A 19582-nucleotide genomic window follows, 5' to 3' on the forward strand; every position below is an offset into this window, starting at 1 on the left:
AATGTCTCATCCTTGAAGTCCAACTTGTCGGATGCGCTGCGACAATAGTCGTCTGCCCGAATCGGGTAGGATTGGCGAAAATGTCGGGGCAAGCTCGAAAAAACAAGGAAATCCCGAGTTGAAACTCAGTGATATCGCACAGTTGGCCGGTGTGTCCGTGACCACCGCCAGTTATGTCATCAATGGCAAGGCCACCCAGCAACGCATCAGCAGCGCGACCGTCGAGCGTGTGCGTGCCGTGGTCGAGCAACATGGCTTTACGCCCAACCCTCAGGCCGCCGGGCTGCGCAGTCGGCATACTCGCACCTTGGGGTTCATCCTGCCGGACCTGGAAAACCCCAGTTACGCACGGATTGCCAAACTGCTGGAGCAAGGTGCGCGGGCGCGCGGCTATCAGTTGCTGATCGCCAGCTCCGATGATGCACCAGACAGCGAACGGCAGTTGCTGAAACTGTTCCGCGCGCGGCGTTGCGATGCCTTGATTGTCGCCAGTTGCCTGCCGACGGACGATGACAGTTATCGCCAGTTGCAGGCCAAAGGCATTCCGATCATCGCCATCGACCGGGTCATGGAGCCCGAGCATTTCTGCTCGGTGATCAGTGACGACCGCGAAGCCAGCCTGCAACTGACCCGCAGCCTGCTCGATCCGCTGCCCAAGCAGATCGCCCTGATCGGCGCTCGTCCCGAGCTGAGCATCAGCCAGGAGCGGGCCGCCGGGTTCAAAGAGGCGTTGGCCGGGTTCAAGGGCGAGATCCTGATCGAACACGGCGAGTCGTTCAGCCGCGAGTGCGGCAAGCAGTTGATGGAAGAATTACTACAGCGCCTGGGTCATTTGCCGGATGCGCTGGTGACCACTTCCTACGTGCTGCTGCAAGGCGTGTTCGATGCCTTGCATGACTTCCCATTGAAAACCCGCCCGTTGCGCCTCGGCACATTCGGTGACACGCAGTTGCTGGATTTCCTGCCGTTGCCGGTCAATGCCATGGCCCAGCAGCATCAACTGATCGCCGACAAAGCCCTGGAACTGGCCCTGGCCGCCATCGAACAGTCGGATTATCAACCCGGCGTGCAGGCCATCGCGCGGACCTTCAAGCAGCGCATTCTGCAGGACTGAACCGTGGAGCTGATCGACAGCCACACGCACCTGGACTTCCCGGACTTCGACGCCGATCGCACGGCGTTGTTGGCCGAAAGCCGCGCCCTCGGGGTGCGGCGGATGGTGGTGCTGGGGGTTTATCAGGGCAATTGGCAGCGGGTCTGGGATTTGGTGTTGAGCGATCCCGATCTGCACGCGGCGTTCGGCTTGCATCCGGTTTATCTGGACGATCACCGCCCCGAGGATCTGACCATTCTTGGCGATTGGCTAACGCGGCTGGCCGGCCATCGGCAGGTGTGCGCAGTGGGCGAGATCGGTCTGGATTACTTCATCGAAACCCTTGATCGCGAGCGCCAGCAGGCGTTGTTCGATGCGCAGTTGCAACTGGCGGTGGATTTCAATCTGCCGGCGCTAATCCACGTACGACGCAGCCATGCGGCGGTGATTGCCACGCTCAAACGCTTTCGCCTGAAACGTGCGGGGATCATCCACGCCTTCGCCGGCAGCAAGGAAGAAGCGCGGGAATACATCAAACTTGGTTTCAAACTCGGCTTGGGTGGCGCCGCGACCTGGCCTCAGGCCTTGCGTATGCATCGGGTGCTCGCCGAGTTGCCGCTGGAGTCGGTGGTCCTGGAAACCGACTCCCCGGACATGGCGCCCTCCATGTTCCCCGGCCAGCGCAACAGCCCGGCGCACTTGCCGGCGATCTGCACGGCGCTGGCACAAATCATGGCGATCAGCCCCGAACAACTGGCCGCCGTCAGCACGGCCAATGCCTGCGAGTTGTTCAACTGGTAGTCAGTCGCCATAGGCCTTGGCGGCCTCGAGCGTCAGCGTGATGTGTTGCCGATGCCGGGCAAACCGGACGACGGCGAAGTAGACCAGAATCGCCAACAACGAGAAATTCAGCTGCTCCACGACGCTGAGCAGCCCGACCCACTCCATCACCAACGCCACCACCAGCGCGGTGCAGACCATGATCAGCGTGCTCGCCCGCAACCAGGCCAGGGAATCGAGCGACTTGAAGCGCTTGATCTGTTTCGGATCGCTCAGTTGTACGGATTTCTCGCAGTGGGAACAGGTAAACGCTTCGTTGATCGCAATGGCGTTCAATTGCCAGGGCTCCAGCAACAGGGTGCGCTGGCAATGGGCGCAGCGGCCCAGGATTCCAAGCGTGGCGGCAGACATAACCGGGCTTCCTCAGGGCAGGTTAGAGAAATGGATCTTCCCTCATTGAAGACCAAAAACCAGAGCCCGCAGGAAATCAGGAAACACCGCACTGGCAAGGGGAACAAGTACTACAGATTGTGCGCAGCGCACCGATCCCTGTAGGAGCGAAGCTTGCTCGCGAAGGCGGTGCGTCAGCCAACATCAATGTTGAATGTACGGCCGTCTTCGCGAGCAAGCTTCGCTCCTACTGGGGATTAGTGGTGTTGATCAGACCCGGAACGCGCTGATCAATTGTTTCAACTCCACCACCTGCGCCGACAACGCCCGGCTGGCGTGCTCGGTCTGATGCGCACCTTCGGCCGTGCGCTCGCCGGCGCGGTTGATTTCGACGATGTTCTGGTCGATGTCATGGGCCACCGCGGTTTGCTGCTCCACGGCCGCGGCAATCTGCTGGTTCTGGTCGACGATCATTCCCACAGCGCCGAGGATGTTTTCCAGGGCCTGCTGGACCTTCTCTGACTGTCCCACCGTGCCATTGGCCATTTGATGGCTGACGCCCATGGCTTTCACCGCTGCGCCAACCCCGCCGTGCAGCTTGGCGATCATCTGTTCGATTTCTTCGGTCGATTGTTGGGTGCGCTTGGCCAGGGTTCGAACTTCGTCCGCCACCACCGCAAAACCACGGCCCTGCTCGCCCGCCCGCGCGGCTTCAATAGCAGCGTTGAGCGCCAGCAGGTTGGTTTGCTCGGCGATGCTTTTGATCACATCAAGCACCCGGCTGATGGACTGGCTGTCGCTGGCCAGTTGATTGATCACCAGCACCGACTGATCGATCTCAGTGGCCAGTGCCGCAATGCTGCCCTGTTGCGACTCCACCAACCCGCGACCGCTGAGGGTTTCGTCGTTGACGCTGTGGGCGCTGCTGACCGCTGCCGCCGCGCTGCGCGCCACTTCCAGGGAGGTGGCTGACATCTGGTTCATGGCGGTGGCGACCTGTTCGATTTGACTGCGCTGCCCGGCCACCGCCTGATTGCTCTGGGCGGAAACGCTTTCCACCTGTCCGGCCTGGCGCTCGACCTCGCCGACGGTCTGGCCGACCCGCTCGATCAAGTCGTGGATTTTCTTCACGGTACCGTTGAACACCTCGCCCAGCTCACCCAGTTCATCGCGGCTGTTGGCGCTGAAGGTCACGGTCATGTCGCCGGCCGCCACTCTATCCATCATCGCGCCCAGGCGCTTGAGGGTGGTGCGGGTCGAGGCGTAGAAGGCGCCGTAGAGATAAAAAATCAACACAAACACCACCGACAGCGCCACGGCCTGCATGACCATATGGGTGCGGTTCTGCTCCAGACGCTGCTGCAACTGGGTGCCGAGAAACTTCAGGGTCGCTTCATTGAGCTGGTAGGTCTGGTCCATCAGGCCGGTGACCTGATCGTAAAACGCCTGCCACGGCGCATCGAGGGTGTCGGCCATCACCACCTGTTCTTCGAACAGTTCGCTGGCCTTTTTCAGCGAGGCCTTGCTGCTGTCGGCCTGGGCGGCCAGGGTTTCGTTGGCCGCTTTGCTTGAGCCCAACGCGTCGTGCAGCTTCAAACCGTATTCAGCCTGAAGCTTTTCGATCTGCGCCAGCAACTCGTCGAAGCGAGTGCTCGATGCCGAGTTGAGAAAGCCCTGCCCCAGCGACAGCGAGCCCATGGCCCGGCCTTCACCAAGAATTTGCGTAACGGGCGGGGTAACGTTGGTGATCAGTTCGCTGAGCTGGCGCATGTCGCTCTGGTTGTCGCGACTCAGGCCGGCCTGACTGGTGATGATCTGGCTGAAAATCTGCGCATTGCCCAGCAACTTGCCGATCAGCGCACTTTTGCTTTGCAGGGAGTTTTCCGCTTGCTGGGCCTTGAACGCGGCGATCATTTCATCGCGTTTGCCATCGAAGACCGTGACCTGCTCCGGGTCGGCGCTCATCGCCGTCAGCCCTTGCAAACGGGCTAGCACGCTTTGTTCCAGCGCGCTGATCTTCGTCTCGACGTCACCGGCCTTGCCGGACTGACCGAGGGTGACGTCGATCTGCACCAGGTTGTTCAGGGTTTCCAGGTCCCGGCGCAGGGTCAGGCTGCTGCCCAGCAGGTCGAGGCTTTGCAGTTCGACGCGGGTGCCCTGGAATTCCCGATAGGAATCACGCACCAGGTAGAAGTTGGTCACCAGCATCGGCACCAGGAACAGCACGCTGATCAGGCTGAACTTCATGCCGAAGCTCAGGCGGTTCATCAGCGCGACAGCGGGATAGAGCAAGCTCTTCACTGTGAAGTCTCCCTTGGGTTTCTTATTTTTATTGGCAGGCGCACAGATACAGCAGATAGCCACTATTGGGCGCTATCTCTGTATAGCTCAAATCGGAGGGAGGTTTTGTAACTTAAGGTTAACGGCAGGATGCGCAGCTTCGTAGCCACGCATTCGACTTTGTAGCAGCTGGCGAAGCTTGCGTTCGGCTGCGCAGCAGTCGTAAATCCTGCGTTTGCGGTGGGACTGACACACCGTGGTGCTTGAATTTGCGACTGCTTCGCAGCCGAACGCAGGCTTCGCCAGCTGCTACAGGGCCGGTGTCAGGGCAGGACAGTCCACAACGCAAACCCGGCATACCAAAGCACCGCCGCCCGCAGCAGCAGTTCCCAGATACGATCCAGGCTGTTGATGCCATCCGGCCCCACCACCGGCGCCGGAATCTCCCCCGCCACCAGCCCGACCTTTTCGATCAACTGCGCGGCCGTGATGTTCCAGTTCAGCAGTTCGTGCAGCATCACCCGACCGACCGCGACAAAGTTGCCAACCAGGGCAAAACTCGCCGCCAGCAACCGCACCGGCACCCAATCAAAGGCGTGACGCAATTGAGCCGCGCGCTCGACCACCGCCGGGTTCTGTCCGTACTCTTCGGCCAGCGCGAGCAAGCGATAGCTCAACGCCGCCACCGGGCCCAGCAGGAAGTACCAGAAAATCACCGCGAAAAAGCTCTGATAGGCCTGCCACAGCAGATGCGCCTGCACCCGTTCCAGCAGTTGCTCGCCACTTTCGGCGCAGATATTCAGATCGCGATTGGCCACATGCGCGGCAGCTTGCAGGTCTTCCCGGCGCCAGGCATCGCGAAACGGCCCGAGCTCGCCCAGCAGATCACCGCGGCCCAAACTGTAAATCACCACCAGCAGGTGCACCGGCAACGCCAGCAAGCCATAGGCCACGGGCTCCAGCACCACCAGCAGCAAACCAAGCAGCGCCACCGGCAGCAACACCAACAACACTAAAACCAACCACGGACGGTCCTTCAGACGCGAGCTGGCTTCAAGCTTGTGCAGCTCGCGCACCCAACCGCCGTCACGTTGAACCCGATGACGCAAGGCCGAGAATTTCTCGATCCAGACCGCCAACAGCAACACCAGAAAACTCATTGTTGTTCCTCTTTAGCCAAATCGGCGCGATAGCGTGCCCAGTCGAACGCCGGTCCCGGATCAGTCTTGCGCCCGGGGGCGATGTCGCTATGCCCGCAAATGCGCTGTGCAGTAATGCCGGTGAACGTGCTTTGCAGCTGTCGGGTCAGGGCCGTCAACGCCTGATATTGCGCGTCGGTGAACGGCAGATCATCCGTGCCTTCAAGCTCGATGCCCACGGAAAAATCGTTACAGACTTCTCGCCCTTCGAAATTCGAGATGCCGGCATGCCAGGCGCGCTCAAGGCAAGAGACAAACTGAGTGACAGTGCCGTCACGCTCGATCAGAAAATGCGCAGACACCCGCAGGTCAGCGATCCCTTCAAAGTAGGGATGCTCCGTGACATCCAGACGATTCTGGAAAAATTGCTGCACCTTGCCGGTGGCGAACTGCGCCGGCGGCAGGCTGATGTTGTGGATCACCAGCAGGGAGATTTCATCCGAGGGGCGCGCATTGAAGTTGGGCGAGGGGCAGATATTTACGCCCTGGCACCAACCGCTCGCGGGGTCCAACTGCATACAGGTTCCTTCAACGACGACCGTGTTGGCGCCCAGTATGCCGCGATAGGCCCTCTGCGCGCGATCACTTGGCGTGATTGAGACGTCGCAAGTTGCCAATCACCGATTCCAGCGCCCGATCGAACAGCAATGTATCGTCCAGGGTACGCACCGCGCCACGGCGAAATTCCAGCGCCAGCCCGGTGCGGCTGCGCTCCAGCACTTTCATGCCAGTGCGGTTGACGAAAATATATTTGCCAGTGGCTTCAATGATCGCCGCCAGTTTGCAGCGCAGGGTGTTGTCTTCATCTTCCTGGAATTCCACCCAGCCGCCCAGGCGCAATTGATCGACCTGAAGCAGGCCGGCATCGTCCGCCGGCAACCGCACCGAAGCCGTTTCGACCGGGCCTTCATCAGCATTACGCAAGACGATTTCCTCGACCACTTCGACCATCACTGGCGCATCGCTCGAAGACGCCGGCTCCTGGGCCGGCCGCTCGAACAGTTGCACGTGCAAGGTTTCCAGCTCACTGAAGAATTCGCTGGTAGCGAACGGATCGAACGCTGAGCTGCTCAGGCCATCGCGCAGCGACTTGAGCAATCCCGGCACCAGCGACAACAGACGCAGACTCGCATCGGCTTCGTCATGGCGCTGCACGCTCCAGATCAACTGCACCATGGTCTGCACATCGGCGTGCCATTCGGCGGACTGATCGCCATGCTTGAGGCAGGTCAGCAACAGCACTTTGCTCCAGGCGTCCTGCACGAACGCCACCACCCCTTGCGGGAGCAGCTTGCCCAACAGCGCCTCATTAAGCGCCTGCTCGACCCGCTGGCGCGCCAGTTCGGTCTTGGCCCGACCTTCTTCGGCGTCGCGGGTGCGCTGCTCCAGCAGCTCGCTACGGCGACGTTCGTCACTGGTAAACGCCAAGAAGTCCGCCAGCAACTCGGAAAATATCGCCGGGTCATCGACAAAATCATTCAACAGCCGTTGCACCACTTGCTCGATGCGCAGGTACAGCGTGTCGCGCTCATGATCGTCACACTCGCCCCAGCCCATGGCCGCGGCGGCGATTTCGTTGAGCAGGCGCCGCGCCGGATGGCTGCTGCGACTGAAAAAGCTCTTGTCGAGCACCGCGACTTTCAGCATCGGGATCTGCAAGCGCCCGATCAACGCCTTGAGGGAGTCCGGCAGGTTGCGGTCATCGAGGATGCATTCGAAGAGCATGGCGATCAGGTTGATCACGTCTTCATCAGCAACCCCGACCACCCGCGACTTGCCGCTTTTGACGCTGACCCGAGTCAGCAGTTGTTCGAGCTGATTGCGCAGGTCGAAGTCGTCCTGAGCCGCCAGGGTCGGGACGTATTGCTGCAAATGCGAGAGCAGGCGTAGCAGGTCACGGGTGGAAATCGGCTGGGTCGGGGTGCTGGCTTCAAGGGTCGGCGCAACACTGCCGCGCACGTGGAACAGCAGTTCCTGCAGCGCGGCGAAAACTTCCTGCACGCTGTCATCAATCTGCGTACTGCCGGACCGCACAACCGCCTCGGCAGGCTCGGCATGGGCACTGGCCGCCGCACGGTCCGTCGCACGCCTTGCCGGGGCCGGCTTGAGCTCGGGCAACACGCCGGTGGCGATCAGCAGCTGGTTGGCTTCGGCGTAGAGCTGATCGGCGCTGCTGAGCACATAGCGCTCGAACAGTTTGAGGATGATCAGCTTGACCTTTATTTCCACGCCCAGATTGCGCCCGGCCTGCAGGAAATACTCACAGAGCATCGCCGGGCCGATCGGGTTGTGCTGTTCGAGCAATTCCTTGCCCAACAGAACGCTGAGCCGGGTGGTCAGTTGATCGAGGGCGAACCCCTCGCGGCTCAGCACTTTGCTGACCATGGCCTCCACCGCAACATTGCGTTCCAGGTCGTCATTGGGCAGCGATACGCTGGTATCGAACGCCAATGCCTGGGGCAACGCGGACTGCGAGTTGTCGTACTGAGTGAGGCTGGCAAAAGCCTCGAAGAATTGCTCGAGAAACCCGCGCTCGATGCTTTTGCGCTTGAGGCGCAAGTCGCGCATGGCTTCGAAAAAGATGTTTTGCTCGATGTCGTTGCGGGCCCGGTCGGCCATTTCGAACAGGGTGTCGTCGGCGTTATCGAACAGTTCCTGCAGACCATGCCTGAGCTGTTGCGCAGCCTTGTCGCGAACCTGAAGCAGAATCACAGGCAGGCGGGCGAGCGGCGAGTGAGTCGCCTGGTCGGTAGCCGCCTTGTGCAAAGGCACTACATTCCCGTCGTTGTGCATCCAAGCCTCCTGAAACGGTGAGTCTTCGGTTCGGTAAAAAAGATCGACTGCGCAAGCCTCACAGCCGGCGCTCAACGGGGAACACTGCCCACCCGCTGTCATTCAATAATCGGGGACCCAAAGGGACGTCAAAGCTATGACGTCAAATGCAAGGCGGATTATCGGCAAAACACGTCTCTTGTGCCAGCAGACTCTGTGCCTCACATCGAAATAGACGTACAAGGCAGACCCCCACTTAGCGGCAATTGCTCACGCTAATCGACCAAATGCAGTTTTCAGAGCGATCCGGGTACTCGGCATGCCTTGGGTTGGTTCGCGCCATGGCCCTATAATCGGGCCACTTTGTTTGTGGAGCCCGTTATGCCGAATCTACGTCTCGCCGATTTGACCGCCGAAATCGAAGCCAACGTGCGCCGTGCGTTGCTCGAAGACATCGGCAGCGGCGACATCACCGCGCAGCTGATCCCGGCTGAACGCCTGGCCAAAGCCACCATCATCACCCGCGATGAGGCCGTTATTGCCGGCACCGCTTGGGTCGATGCCGTCTTTCGGCAACTGGACCCGCGGGTCGCGGTGCACTGGCAGGTGCGCGATGGCGAACGGGTAAAACCCAATCAGGCGCTGTTCCACCTCGAAGGCCCGGCGCGCTCACTGCTGACGGGCGAACGTTGTGCGCTGAATTTCCTGCAATTGCTTTCCGGCGTGGCGACTCGCGCGCAGTTCCTGGCGGATTTCGTCGGCGAGACTCAGGTAAAGCTGCTCGACACCCGCAAAACCCTGCCGGGGCTGCGTCTGGCGCAAAAGTACGCCGTGACCTGCGGCGGCTGTCATAACCACCGCATCGGCCTGTATGACGCCTTCCTGATCAAGGAAAACCATATCGCGGCCTGCGGCGGCATCCCTGAAGCGATCAAGGCCGCGCACAAGATTGCCCCGGGCAAGCCGGTGGAAATCGAAGTGGAAAGCCTGGATGAGCTGAAAGAAGCCCTGGCGGCCGGTGCCGACATCATCATGCTCGACGAATTGAGCCTCGATGACATGCGCGAAGCGGTGCGCCTGAACGGCGGCAAGGCCAAATTGGAGGCCAGCGGCGGGATCAACGAAAGCACGTTGCTGCCGATTGCCGAAACCGGTGTGGATTACATTTCGATTGGTGCGATGACCAAGGACGTGAAGGCTGTCGACCTGTCGATGCGACTCAGCCTCTGAAAATGTAGGAGCGAAGCTTGCTCGCGAAAGCGGTGTGTCAGCCAACATCAATATTGGCTGTTCAGCCGCCTTCGCGAGCAAGCTTCGCTCCTACGGGTCAGACCACCAGATTATTCATCTCGCAGTACTCTTCCCACTCGACGCCCAACACTTCGGCCGCCTCCTTGTGCAGCACCAGGCGCGCCGCCTCGAACTCTTCCGGGGTCGAGGTGTACTTGAGCGTCAGTTCCCACGGCTGCAAGCCCTGGGATTCCGCTTCATCCTCGAACGCCCATTGGATCTGGTCTTTCTGATCGTCGGCGGGCAAGTCCTTGATCTCTTCGGCGAGCTGGGGCGATTCCAGCAAGTACTTCTTCAGCGCTTCTTCGTGTCTGGCTTCTTGGGTCAATTCTTTAACAGTCATGTCGTTCTCGCTGATCTGGGGAATGGAAGATGGATCTGGATCATCAAGGATCTCTCTGACGCAAAAAACCGCGTAAAGCCCGGTTTGTCTGGCCTTCAGAACCATTCGGGATCATCTGAAAACAGCTTCGGTGGTGCTGATGCAAGCTCCGAATATAGGACCTTTGGCTGACGATTTATATGCATGTTTACATCAAATCTACAAAAAACCGGATGCCCTCCCCGGCCACACCATTTTTGCGCCCTCTCAGGAACATGTTTCGAAAACCGAAGTCATAGCGATGTGCCATATAGGCACTTCACAAGGAACTCAGGTGATGCGCAATTTCCCAAAGCTTTCGTCTACCCTGTTTGCAACCGGCATGGCCGCCCTTCTGCTCGGCAACCTGGCACTGACCAATACGGCTCAGGCTATCGAGCTTAGCTCCGACAGCCCTTCGTTTAACGATACCCTCACCGCCACCCACACCTCCTATGGCAAGACCGTACTGGTCAAAACCAATCTGGAAGTCAGCGAGCTGGGAGACTTACGAGGCACGGTTAAAACCAATAAAGCTGAAATCGATAAGCTGAAAACAACCGTCAGCGAGCAAGCGCGCCTCATCGAAGAACTCAGACGCAACACCGGCACCAGCACCGGCTCGAGCAGCAACGAAATATCCAACCTCAAGCGTACCGTCGAGGAACAGGACAAAGACCTGAAAGACCTCGCCAAGCAGATGGAAGAGTTCAAGCGCAACACTGGCTCAAGCTCCAGTTCCAGCTCGAGCGAAGTGTCCAACCTCAAGCGCACTGTCAGCGATCAGGACAACGACCTGAAGAAACTCGCCAGCCAGGTGGAAGACCTCAAGCGCAGCGCCGGGTCGAGTTCCAGCTCAAGCTCCAGCGACCTGTCCAACCTGAAGCGGGAAGTCAGCGATCAGGACAATCAACTGGATCAGCTCAAACGCACGGTCGAAGACCTGAGCCGAAAAGTGAAATAACAGTGGCAATGGTGCCCGAGACAGGAATCGAACCTGCGACCTTCGCGTTACGAGTGCGCTGCTCTACCGGCTGAGCTACACGGGCGGTGAGCTAAACCTAGCACAGCTTTCGCGAGTCGCAACCGCCAGTTCCGTCCCGGTTTATGGCAGACAAAAAAAGGCCCCGCAGTTTTCACTGCGGGGCCTTTTTTATAACGTTGAAGCAATCAAGCGAGGGTGATTAAACGCCCGACGCCTTGGCTGCTGCTACGTCTTTGATGGACAGCTTGATACGGCCGCGGTTGTCCACGTCCAGTACCAGTACTTCCACTTCCTGGCCTTCTTTCAGGATGTCGGTCACTTTCTCAACGCGAGCGTCGCTCAACATGGAGATGTGAACCAGACCGTCCTTGCCAGGCAGGATGTTGACGAATGCGCCGAAATCGACGATGCGCTCAACCTTACCGACGTAGATCTTGCCGATTTCAGCTTCTGCGGTGATGCCCAGAACGCGCTGACGTGCTGCTTCAGCCGCTTCCTTGGTTTCGCCGAAGATCTTGATCGAGCCGTCGTCTTCGATGTCGATCGAAGCCTTGGTCTCTTCACAGATCGCACGAATGGTCGCGCCGCCTTTACCGATGACATCACGGATTTTGTCGGTGTCGATTTTCATCGCGATCATCGTCGGAGCATTTTCCGACAGTTCGGTGCGGGACTGACCAATGATCTGGTTCATCTGACCGAGGATATTCAGGCGCGCTTCCAGGGCTTGGCCCAGAGCGATTTCCATGATTTCTTCGGTGATGCCTTTGATCTTGATGTCCATCTGCAGCGCGGTAACACCCTTGGCGGTACCCGCTACTTTGAAGTCCATGTCGCCGAGGTGGTCTTCGTCACCCAGGATGTCGGTCAGGATGGCGAACTTCTCGCCTTCTTTAACCAGACCCATGGCGATACCGGCAACCGGTGCCTTCATCGGAACGCCAGCGTCCATCAGGGCCAGGGAAGCACCGCAAACGGAAGCCATCGAGCTCGAACCGTTGGATTCGGTGATTTCCGACACAACACGGATGGTGTACGGGAACACGTCGGCAGCCGGCAGCATGGCTGCAATCGAACGACGGGCCAGACGGCCGTGACCGATTTCGCGACGACCAGCGCCACCCATGCGACCACACTCACCTACCGAGAACGGAGGGAAGTTGTAGTGCAGCATGAACGGGTCTTTTTTCTCGCCTTCCAGGGTGTCCAGCAGTTGCGCGTCACGGGCGGTGCCCAGAGTCGCGACTACCAGAGCCTGGGTTTCGCCACGGGTGAACAGAGCCGAACCGTGGGTCTTTGGCAGAACACCAACTTCGATGTTCAGAGGACGTACGGTCTTGGTGTCGCGGCCGTCGATACGTGGCTTGCCGTTTACGATGTTTTCGCGAACGGTGCGGTATTCGATTTCGCCAAACGCTGCTTTCACTTCGCTGGAAGAAGGCTGGCCTTCTTCACCGGACAGCTTGGCAACCACCTGGTCTTTCAACTCACCCAGGCGAGCGTAACGGTCGGCCTTGATGGTGATGGTGTAAGCCTGGGAGATCGCGTCGCCGAACTCGGCACGGATAGCGCCCAGCAGAGCGGTGGCTTCTGGCTGTGGAGTCCAGGTCCAGGTTGGCTTGGCAGCTTCAGCGGCCAGTTCTTTAACGGCGTTGATCACCACCTGGAACTCGTCGTGAGCAAACAGTACCGCGCCCAGCATCTGGTCTTCGGTCAGCTCTTTGGCTTCCGATTCAACCATCAACACCGCTTCCGAAGTACCGGCAACGACCATGTCCAGGCTCGAAGCTTTCTGTTGTTCGTAAGTCGGGTTCAGCAGGTAGCCGGTGCTTTCGTGGAACGCAACGCGTGCACAGCCGATAGGGCCATCGAAAGGAATGCCGGAGATCGCCAGGGCAGCCGAGGTACCGATCATCGCAGCGATGTCCGGATCGGTCTTCTTGCTGGTGGAAACGACGGTGCAGACAACCTGCACTTCGTTCATGAAGCCTTCTGGGAACAGCGGACGGATCGGACGGTCGATCAGTCGGGAAGTCAGGGTTTCTTTCTCGGAAGGACGGCCTTCGCGCTTGAAGAAACCGCCAGGGATCTTACCGGCAGCGTAAGTCTTTTCCTGGTAGTGAACGGACAGAGGGAAGAAGCCCTTGCCTGGATCGGCTTGCTTGGCACCAACGACAGTCACCAACACGCTGACGTCGTCGTCAACGGTGACCAATACTGCGCCGGAGGCCTGACGGGCGATACGGCCAGTCTCGAGGGTAACGGTCGACTGACCGAACTGGAATTTTTTGATTACCGGGTTCACGGTGTCCTACCTTCTTTGTGGCTCTTGGGGAACTTGTCTTCTTGCGAAATTCTTGGGCAATGTCGGGAATCGGCCCAACGCCTGTCCAGGGTAAAACGTGTATCCAGATAAAACTTGAGGCTGGGAGCCTGCCATGCACCAGCGGGAAACCCACTGGTGCACGACAGACAACCAACCTCTAGCGCAATCGCTTATTAGCGACGCAGACCCAGGCGACCGATCAGAGCCTGATAACGACCCAGATCCTTGCCTTTCAGGTAGTCCAGCAGCTTACGACGCTGGTTTACCATGCGGATCAGACCACGACGGGAGTGGTGATCTTTACCGTTGGCCTTGAAGTGACCTTGCAGCTTGTTGATGTTGTGGGTCAGCAGTGCAACTTGCACTTCTGGCGAACCAGTGTCACCAACAGCTTGCTGGTAGTCAGCTACGATTTGAGCTTTTTCTTGAACGTCGAGAGCCATGAGGCAATCCTTTTATCAGGAAACTGTTTCAGAGAAACAGCTTCAACAGGCCAGGGACAAATCCCTGTATCTAAAAATGAGTAGTGACCGTGCCTGTTAACAGCCACCCTCGTCCGGTCATTCTGACCGAATCAGTCGACGCGGCGCGATGCGCCCGTCTTCGCTCACTTCACCGATACCGATGAAGCGGCCGTTGTGATCCTGTACCCGTACCATGCCGAACTTCGGTGCATCCGGGGCTCGTACCGGCTGGCCGTTGAGCCAGTAGAACGAGCTGTGCTCCGAGAACTGCAACAGCGGCCAATCCAGCAAGCCGCTGTCCGATGGCATCAGGAAGCGATCAACCGCTTCGTTGCCGCCTTCGGCATGTACCGCTTCCAACTCTTCAAGCGTGACCGTCTGCGCCAGCGTGAAAGGCCCGGCCTGGGTACGTCGCAATTCTGCAACGTAAGCGCCACAACCGAGTTGCTCACCGATATCCTCCACCAGGGTGCGGATATAGGTGCCTTTGCTGCAATCCACTGCAAGGCGCGCAGTATCACCCTCAAAGGCCAGCAATTCCAAGCGCGCAATAGTAACAGAACGCGGTTCGCGCTCCACTACTTCGCCTGCACGGGCCAGCTTGTACAGCGGCTGGCCATCACGCTTGAGCGCCGAGTACATCGGCGGTATCTGACTGATTTGCCCGCGAAAACCGGGTAAAACAGCTTCGACATCGGCGCGACCAACGGTCACCAGGCGTTCCTGCAAAACTTCACCCTCGGCATCCGCCGTGGTGGTGGTCTTGCCGAGTTGCGCCAGGGTTTCATAAGCCTTGTCGGAATCGAGCAGATACTGCGAGAACTTGGTGGCTTCACCGAAGCACAACGGCAACACGCCGGTGGCCAGCGGATCGAGACTGCCGGTGTGCCCGGCTTTCTCGGCGTTCAGCAACCAGCGAACCTTCTGCAACGCCGCGTTGGAGGTGAACCCCAACGGCTTGTCGAGCAGGATGATGCCGCTGACGTTACGACGGATACGTTTGACCTGAGCCACCGATTACTCCTTGGTGTCTTCGGCTTCAGCCGCAACCGGGTGCTGATTGTCTTCAGCCACCGCACGTTCGATCAGGGCCGACAGGTGCGCGCCACGCACGACGCTTTCGTCGTAGTGGAAGTGCAACTGCGGAACGCTGCGCAACTTCATCTCACGAGCCAACTGCATGCGCAGGAAGCCAGCGGCGGAGTTGAGCACCTTGATGCTTTGTGCGATGTCTTCGGCGTTGTCCTGGCCCATCACGGTGATGAAGATCTTCGCGTGACCGACGTCGCGGCTGACTTCAACAGCGGTAATGGTGACCAGGCCGACGCGCGGGTCTTTGACTTCACGACGGATCAGCTGTGCCAGCTCACGCTGCATCTGATCGCCGATACGTTGGGTACGGCTGTATTCTTTTGCCATGTCTTGTTACCTGTTACTGCCACACGGTGAAACCCGTGGGGTCTGAAAGCGGCAAACGCCCGGCCTGACAAAAGCCAGACCGGGCGTTGCGTTTAGAGTCCTGACGCCGTGCCGCGCACTTGCATGCAGCGGCTCATCGTGGCCCTTGAAGTGCGCGAGTTAGAGGCTGCGAGCAACCTGAACCTTCTCGTAAACTTCGATCTTGTCGCCAGCTTTGACGTCGTTGTAGCTCTTGACGCCAATACCGCATTCCATGCCGGCACGTACTTCGGAAGCGTCATCCTTGAAGCGGCGCAGGGATTCCAGCTCGCCTTCGAAGATAACGATGTCTTCACGCAGTACACGGATTGGACGGTTACGGTGAACAACACCTTCGATAACCATGCAACCGGCGATCGCGCCAAACTTCGGCGAACGGAACACGTCACGCACTTCAGCAGTACCCAGGATGTTCTCGCGAACATCGCTGCCCAGCATACCGGTGAGGGCTTTCTTGACGTCTTCGATGATGTCGTAGATCACGTTGTAGTAACGCATATCCAGGCCTTCCTGCTCGACGATCTTGCGAGCGCCAGCATCGGCACGCACGTTGAAGCCGAACAGTACAGCGTTGGAGGCCAGTGCCAGGTTAGCATCGGACTCGGTGATACCACCGACGCCGCCACCCACAACACGCACTTGCACTTCGTCGTTACCCAGGCCGTTCAAGGCACCGTTCAACGCTTCCAGCGAACCACGGACGTCAGATTTGAGGACGATGTTGAGCGTCTTCTTCTCTGCCTGACCCATGTTTTCGAAGATGTTTTCAAGCTTGCCAGCGTGAGCACGAGCCAGTTTGACTTCGCGGAACTTGCCTTGACGGAACAGAGCCACTTCACGGGCTTTCTTCTCGTCCGACAGCACGCTCATCTCGTCGCCAGCGTCCGGGGTACCGTCCAGGCCGAGGATCTCGACAGGGATGGAAGGACCGGCTTCTTTAATTGGCTTGCCGTTCTCGTCGAGCATGGCACGTACACGGCCATAGTTCGAACCGACCAGGACCATGTCGCCTTGGCGCAGAGTACCGTCTTGAACCAGCACGGTAGCAACCGGGCCACGACCTTTGTCGAGACGCGATTCAACCACAACACCGCGACCTGGGGCCGATGGGGTTGCTTTCAGTTCCAGAACTTCGGCTTGCAGCAGAACAGCTTCGAGCAACTCGTCCACACCAGTACCGACTTTCGCCGAAACCGATACGAACGGGGTGTCGCCGCCCCACTCTTCCGAGGTCACGCCGTGAACCGACAGTTCGCTACGGATGCGATCGAGATCGGCGCCCGGCTTGTCGATTTTGTTCACGGCAACAACCAGAGGAACACCGGCAGCCTTGGCGTGCTGGACCGCTTCAATGGTCTGCGGCATTACGCCGTCGTCCGCTGCAACGACCAGGATCACGATGTCAGTCGCCTTGGCACCACGAGCACGCATTGCGGTAAACGCAGCGTGACCCGGGGTATCGAGGAAAGTGACCATGCCGCGATCAGTTTCAACGTGGTACGCACCGATGTGCTGGGTGATACCGCCGGCTTCGCCCGCAGCTACCTTGGCACGACGGATGTAGTCGAGCAGCGAGGTCTTACCGTGGTCGACGTGGCCCATTACGGTCACAACCGGTGCACGGGAGAACGTCTCACCTTCAAACTTCAGGGACTCGGCCAGGGAATCTTCCAGGGCGGTGTCGCTGACCAGGGTCACTTTGTGGCCCAGCTCTTCAGCAACCAGTTGGGCAGTTTCCTGATCCAGTACCTGGTTGATCGTCGCTGGGGTACCCAGTTTGAACATGAACTTGATGATTTCAGCAGCCTTGACCGACATCTGCTGGGCGAGATCGCCAACAGTGATGGTCTCGCCGATCTGCACATCACGCACGACAGGGCCGGTTGGGCTCTGGAAACCGTGGGCGTTGCGCTTCTTCAGCTTGGCCTTGCCGCGACCACCACGACGGAAGCCATCGCTTTCTTCGTCGGTAGTACGTGGCGCAACACGTGGAGCAGGCGCTTTCTCTTTGACCGAAGCACGATGTGGAGCGTTTTTGCGCTCACCATCGCCACCGCCGCTGCGACGATTGTTATCGTCGGCACGTGGTTTGTCCGGACGACGCTGATCGTTTGGCTTACGGTCGGCAGAAGGAGCCGGTGCAGCCGCCACAACCGGTGCGCTTTCGCGAACTGGCTCGGCAACCGCAGCAGGCGCTGCGACAGCATCGTTAGTAGCGTTTTGCGCAGTAGCAGGCTGGCGACGCGCTTCTTCTTCGGCACGACGCTTGGCTTCTTCTTCAGCCTTCTGACGGGCAGCATTTTCTACTGCACGACGTTCTTCCAGTTCGCGTTTGCGCTCGGCTTCGATTTCTTCCGGGCTGCGCTGTACGAAAACTTTCTTTTTACGGACTTCAACACTGATGCTTTTGCTGCCAGCAACACGCAGGGTGCTGGTGGTTTTACGCTGCAGTGTGATCTTGCGTGGTTCTTCCACTTTCGCCTTGTGGCTGCTTTTCAAGTGAGTCAGCAAAGATTGCTTCTCACTGTCAGTCACATGTTCTTCGGCGGCGGTGTGCGGCAGACCTGCCTCACGCATCTGCTGCAACAGGCGCTCTACCGGTGTTTTGACCTCATCGGCCAGTTGTTTCACCGTGACTTGCGTCATGCACTTCTCTCCTCAGGCCGCGCCTAATTACTCGAACCAGTGGGCTCGGGCGGCCATGATCAACTTGCCGGCACGATCATCGTCAATGCCGTCGATGTCGAGCAGGTCGTCAATAGACTGCTCGGCCAGGTCTTCGCGGGTAATTACGCCGCGCACCGCCAGTTCCATCGCCAAATCCTTGTCCATACCCTCAAGCGAGAGCAGGTCTTCGGCCGGATGGGCGTCTGCCAGCTTTTCCTCAGTAGCGATGGCTTTGGTCAACAAACGATCCTTGGCGCGAGCGCGAAGCTCGTTGACGGTTTCTTCGTCAAAGCCGTCGATGTTGAGCATTTCTTCCAACGGTACGTAGGCAATCTCTTCCAGGCTGGTGAAGCCTTCATCTACCAGCACCTGTGCCAGGTCCTCGTCGACTTCCAGCTCGTCGATGAAGTTGCGCAGGATGTCGCCGGTTTCTGCTTGCTGCTTAGCCTGGATGTCCGATTCGGTCATCACGTTCAGGGTCCAGCCAGTCAACTGGCTAGCCAGACGCACGTTCTGACCACCGCGACCGATGGCCTGAGCCAGATTGTCTGCGCCAACGGCGATGTCCATTGCATGGGCATCTTCGTCAACGATAATTGCCGCCACTTCAGCCGGCGACATTGCATTGATCACGAACTGCGCCGGGTTATCGTCCCACAGGACGATGTCGACACGCTCGCCACCCAACTCGCCCGACACTGCCTGGACGCGCGAACCGCGCATACCGATGCAAGCGCCTTGCGGGTCAATGCGTTTGTCCTTGGAGCGGACCGCGATCTTGGCGCGCGAACCCGGGTCACGGGACGCAGCCATTACTTCGATCAGGCCTTCAGCGATTTCCGGCACTTCGATGCGGAACAACTCGATCAGCATTTCCGGCGCGGTACGCGACAGGATCAGCTGCGGGCCGCGGTTCTCGGTGCGGATTTCCTTGAGCAGCGCACGCAGGCGCACGCCAACCCGGAAGGTTTCGCGAGAAATGATGTCTTCACGAGCCAGCAACGCTTCAGCGTTGTTGCCCAGGTCGACGATCACGTTGTCGCGAGTCACTTTCTTCACGGTGCCGGAGATGATTTCACCCAGGCGCTCGCGATAAGCGTCAACAACCTGTGCGCGCTCGGCTTCACGAACTTTCTGCACGATGACTTGCTTGGCAGTCTGTGCAGCGATACGGCCGAACTCGATGGATTCGATCTTTTCTTCGACTACATCACCAACCTGGGCACCAGGATGCGTTTCTGCAACCTTGCTTGGCCAGGTTTCGATGGCCGGATCGTCCAGGTCTGCTTCTTCGACGACCGTCCAGCGACGGAATGTCTCGTAAGCACCGGTGTGGCGATTGATTTCCACACGCAGATCGACTTCGTCCTCGAAGCGTTTCTTGGTAGCAGTGGCCAGAGCCAGCTCCAGCGCTTCAAAAATTACGTTTGCCGGTACGCCCTTTTCATTGGATACCGACTCAACAACCAGCAGTACTTCTTTGCTCATCGTACGCCTCGCCTTTCGCAAGCCATTGG

Annotated in this window: 16 protein-coding genes, 1 tRNA gene and 1 pseudogene; 4 read left to right on the plus strand and 14 right to left on the minus strand. The window is 58.9% G+C overall.

Going from position 1 to position 19582, the window contains the following annotated elements:
• The first annotated feature begins 118 nt into the window (after positions 1-118).
• Both cra and HKK52_RS16145 read left to right on the plus strand, forming a co-directional pair.
• On the plus strand, positions 119-1114 hold the full coding sequence (gene cra / locus HKK52_RS16140) for a catabolite repressor/activator (protein ID WP_169371644.1): 996 nt from the start codon (positions 119-121) through the stop codon (positions 1112-1114).
• A gap of 3 nt (positions 1115-1117) precedes the next feature.
• The gene (locus tag HKK52_RS16145) at positions 1118-1894 is read left to right on the plus strand and encodes a TatD family hydrolase (protein WP_169371645.1); all 777 of its coding nucleotides are present in this window, start codon (positions 1118-1120) and stop codon (positions 1892-1894) included.
• On the opposite strand, the gene HKK52_RS16150 is transcribed toward HKK52_RS16145, so the two are convergent.
• The 6 genes and pseudogenes from HKK52_RS16150 to HKK52_RS16170 all read right to left on the minus strand — a co-directional run bounded on the left by HKK52_RS16150 (position 1895) and on the right by HKK52_RS16170 (position 8535).
• Positions 1895-2284 carry a hypothetical protein gene (locus HKK52_RS16150; RefSeq protein ID WP_169371646.1) on the minus strand — a complete coding sequence of 130 codons (390 nt, stop codon included), beginning with the start codon at positions 2282-2284 and terminating at the stop codon, positions 1895-1897.
• 249 nt (positions 2285-2533) lie between these two features.
• Positions 2534-3463 (minus strand): methyl-accepting chemotaxis protein, encoded by a 930-nt coding sequence (locus HKK52_RS32980; RefSeq protein ID WP_429528798.1) that lies wholly within the window; start codon positions 3461-3463, stop codon positions 2534-2536.
• A pseudogene (locus tag HKK52_RS32985) lies at positions 3440-4531 on the minus strand (methyl-accepting chemotaxis protein); the annotation flags it as partial. The pseudogene HKK52_RS32985 and the gene HKK52_RS32980, both read right to left, overlap by 24 nt.
• A gap of 335 nt (positions 4532-4866) precedes the next feature.
• Positions 4867-5703 (minus strand): regulatory signaling modulator protein AmpE, encoded by an 837-nt coding sequence (gene ampE / locus HKK52_RS16160; protein WP_169371648.1) that lies wholly within the window; start codon positions 5701-5703, stop codon positions 4867-4869.
• Entirely contained in the window at positions 5700-6260 is a 561-nt protein-coding gene (gene ampD, locus HKK52_RS16165; RefSeq protein ID WP_169374252.1) for a 1,6-anhydro-N-acetylmuramyl-L-alanine amidase AmpD, read from the minus strand. Before ampD ends, ampE begins: the two co-directional genes overlap by 4 nt.
• A 64-nt stretch (positions 6261-6324) precedes the next feature.
• A complete protein-coding gene (locus HKK52_RS16170; protein ID WP_169371649.1) occupies positions 6325-8535 on the minus strand; it encodes a DUF1631 domain-containing protein in 2211 nt (736 codons plus the stop codon).
• Between the two features lie 360 nt (positions 8536-8895).
• On the opposite strand from HKK52_RS16170, the gene nadC reads away from it, so the two are divergent.
• Positions 8896-9744, plus strand: a complete 849-nt coding sequence (nadC, locus tag HKK52_RS16175; protein WP_169371650.1) for a carboxylating nicotinate-nucleotide diphosphorylase — start codon at positions 8896-8898, stop codon at positions 9742-9744.
• A 97-nt stretch (positions 9745-9841) separates the two neighbouring features.
• Here nadC and HKK52_RS16180 read toward each other — a convergent pair whose 3' ends face one another.
• Positions 9842-10147, minus strand: a complete 306-nt coding sequence (locus HKK52_RS16180) for a DUF6388 family protein (RefSeq protein WP_077747454.1) — start codon at positions 10145-10147, stop codon at positions 9842-9844.
• A gap of 316 nt (positions 10148-10463) precedes the next feature.
• Here HKK52_RS16180 and HKK52_RS16185 point away from each other — a divergent pair, with 316 nt between their 5' ends.
• Positions 10464-11129, plus strand: a complete 666-nt coding sequence (locus HKK52_RS16185; protein WP_169371651.1) for a hypothetical protein — start codon at positions 10464-10466, stop codon at positions 11127-11129.
• 9 nt (positions 11130-11138) lie between these two features.
• Here the strand turns inward: HKK52_RS16185 and HKK52_RS16190 are convergent.
• The 7 genes from HKK52_RS16190 to nusA form a co-directional block, all read right to left on the minus strand.
• Positions 11139-11214, minus strand: a tRNA-Thr gene (locus tag HKK52_RS16190).
• 135 nt (positions 11215-11349) lie between these two features.
• Positions 11350-13455: a polyribonucleotide nucleotidyltransferase gene (pnp, locus tag HKK52_RS16195; protein WP_046045794.1), complete on the minus strand. Its 2106-nt coding sequence runs from the start codon at positions 13453-13455 to the stop codon at positions 11350-11352.
• Positions 13456-13649: 194 nt separating this feature from the next.
• Complete coding sequence (rpsO, locus tag HKK52_RS16200; RefSeq protein ID WP_003176135.1) at positions 13650-13919, minus strand: 30S ribosomal protein S15; 270 nt, start codon at positions 13917-13919, stop codon at positions 13650-13652.
• A gap of 117 nt (positions 13920-14036) precedes the next feature.
• Entirely contained in the window at positions 14037-14954 is a 918-nt protein-coding gene (gene truB, locus HKK52_RS16205) for a tRNA pseudouridine(55) synthase TruB (protein ID WP_169371652.1), read from the minus strand.
• Positions 14955-14957: 3 nt separating this feature from the next.
• Positions 14958-15359: a 30S ribosome-binding factor RbfA gene (rbfA, locus tag HKK52_RS16210; protein ID WP_008149016.1), complete on the minus strand. Its 402-nt coding sequence runs from the start codon at positions 15357-15359 to the stop codon at positions 14958-14960.
• Positions 15360-15518: 159 nt separating this feature from the next.
• Entirely contained in the window at positions 15519-18044 is a 2526-nt protein-coding gene (gene infB / locus HKK52_RS16215; protein ID WP_169371653.1) for a translation initiation factor IF-2, read from the minus strand.
• Between the two features lie 27 nt (positions 18045-18071).
• Positions 18072-19553, minus strand: a complete 1482-nt coding sequence (gene nusA / locus HKK52_RS16220) for a transcription termination factor NusA (RefSeq protein WP_008024459.1) — start codon at positions 19551-19553, stop codon at positions 18072-18074.
• Positions 19554-19582 lie beyond the last annotated feature (29 nt).

The sequence above is a fragment of the Pseudomonas sp. ADAK2 genome (assembly GCF_012935755.1).
Taxonomy (GTDB): Bacteria; Pseudomonadota; Gammaproteobacteria; order Pseudomonadales; family Pseudomonadaceae; genus Aquipseudomonas.

Bases quoted from the DNA above. Each gene is read 5' to 3' on its own strand.
- nusA (WP_008024459.1), bottom strand. From the start codon at position 19,553: ATGAGCAAAGAAGTACTGCTGGTTGTTGAGTCGGTATCCAATGAAAAG.
- rbfA (WP_008149016.1), bottom strand. From the start codon at position 15,359: ATGGCAAAAGAATACAGCCGTACCCAACGTATCGGCGATCAGATGCAG.
- HKK52_RS16150 (WP_169371646.1), bottom strand. From the start codon at position 2,284: ATGTCTGCCGCCACGCTTGGAATCCTGGGCCGCTGCGCCCATTGCCAG.
- HKK52_RS32980 (WP_429528798.1), bottom strand. From the start codon at position 3,463: ATGACCGTGACCTTCAGCGCCAACAGCCGCGATGAACTGGGTGAGCTG.
- HKK52_RS16170 (WP_169371649.1), bottom strand. From the start codon at position 8,535: ATGCACAACGACGGGAATGTAGTGCCTTTGCACAAGGCGGCTACCGAC.
- nadC (WP_169371650.1), top strand. From the start codon at position 8,896: ATGCCGAATCTACGTCTCGCCGATTTGACCGCCGAAATCGAAGCCAAC.
- HKK52_RS16185 (WP_169371651.1), top strand. From the start codon at position 10,464: ATGCGCAATTTCCCAAAGCTTTCGTCTACCCTGTTTGCAACCGGCATG.
- ampD (WP_169374252.1), bottom strand. From the start codon at position 6,260: ATGCAGTTGGACCCCGCGAGCGGTTGGTGCCAGGGCGTAAATATCTGC.
- infB (WP_169371653.1), bottom strand. From the start codon at position 18,044: ATGACGCAAGTCACGGTGAAACAACTGGCCGATGAGGTCAAAACACCG.
- rpsO (WP_003176135.1), bottom strand. From the start codon at position 13,919: ATGGCTCTCGACGTTCAAGAAAAAGCTCAAATCGTAGCTGACTACCAG.
- HKK52_RS16180 (WP_077747454.1), bottom strand. From the start codon at position 10,147: ATGACTGTTAAAGAATTGACCCAAGAAGCCAGACACGAAGAAGCGCTG.
- ampE (WP_169371648.1), bottom strand. From the start codon at position 5,703: ATGAGTTTTCTGGTGTTGCTGTTGGCGGTCTGGATCGAGAAATTCTCG.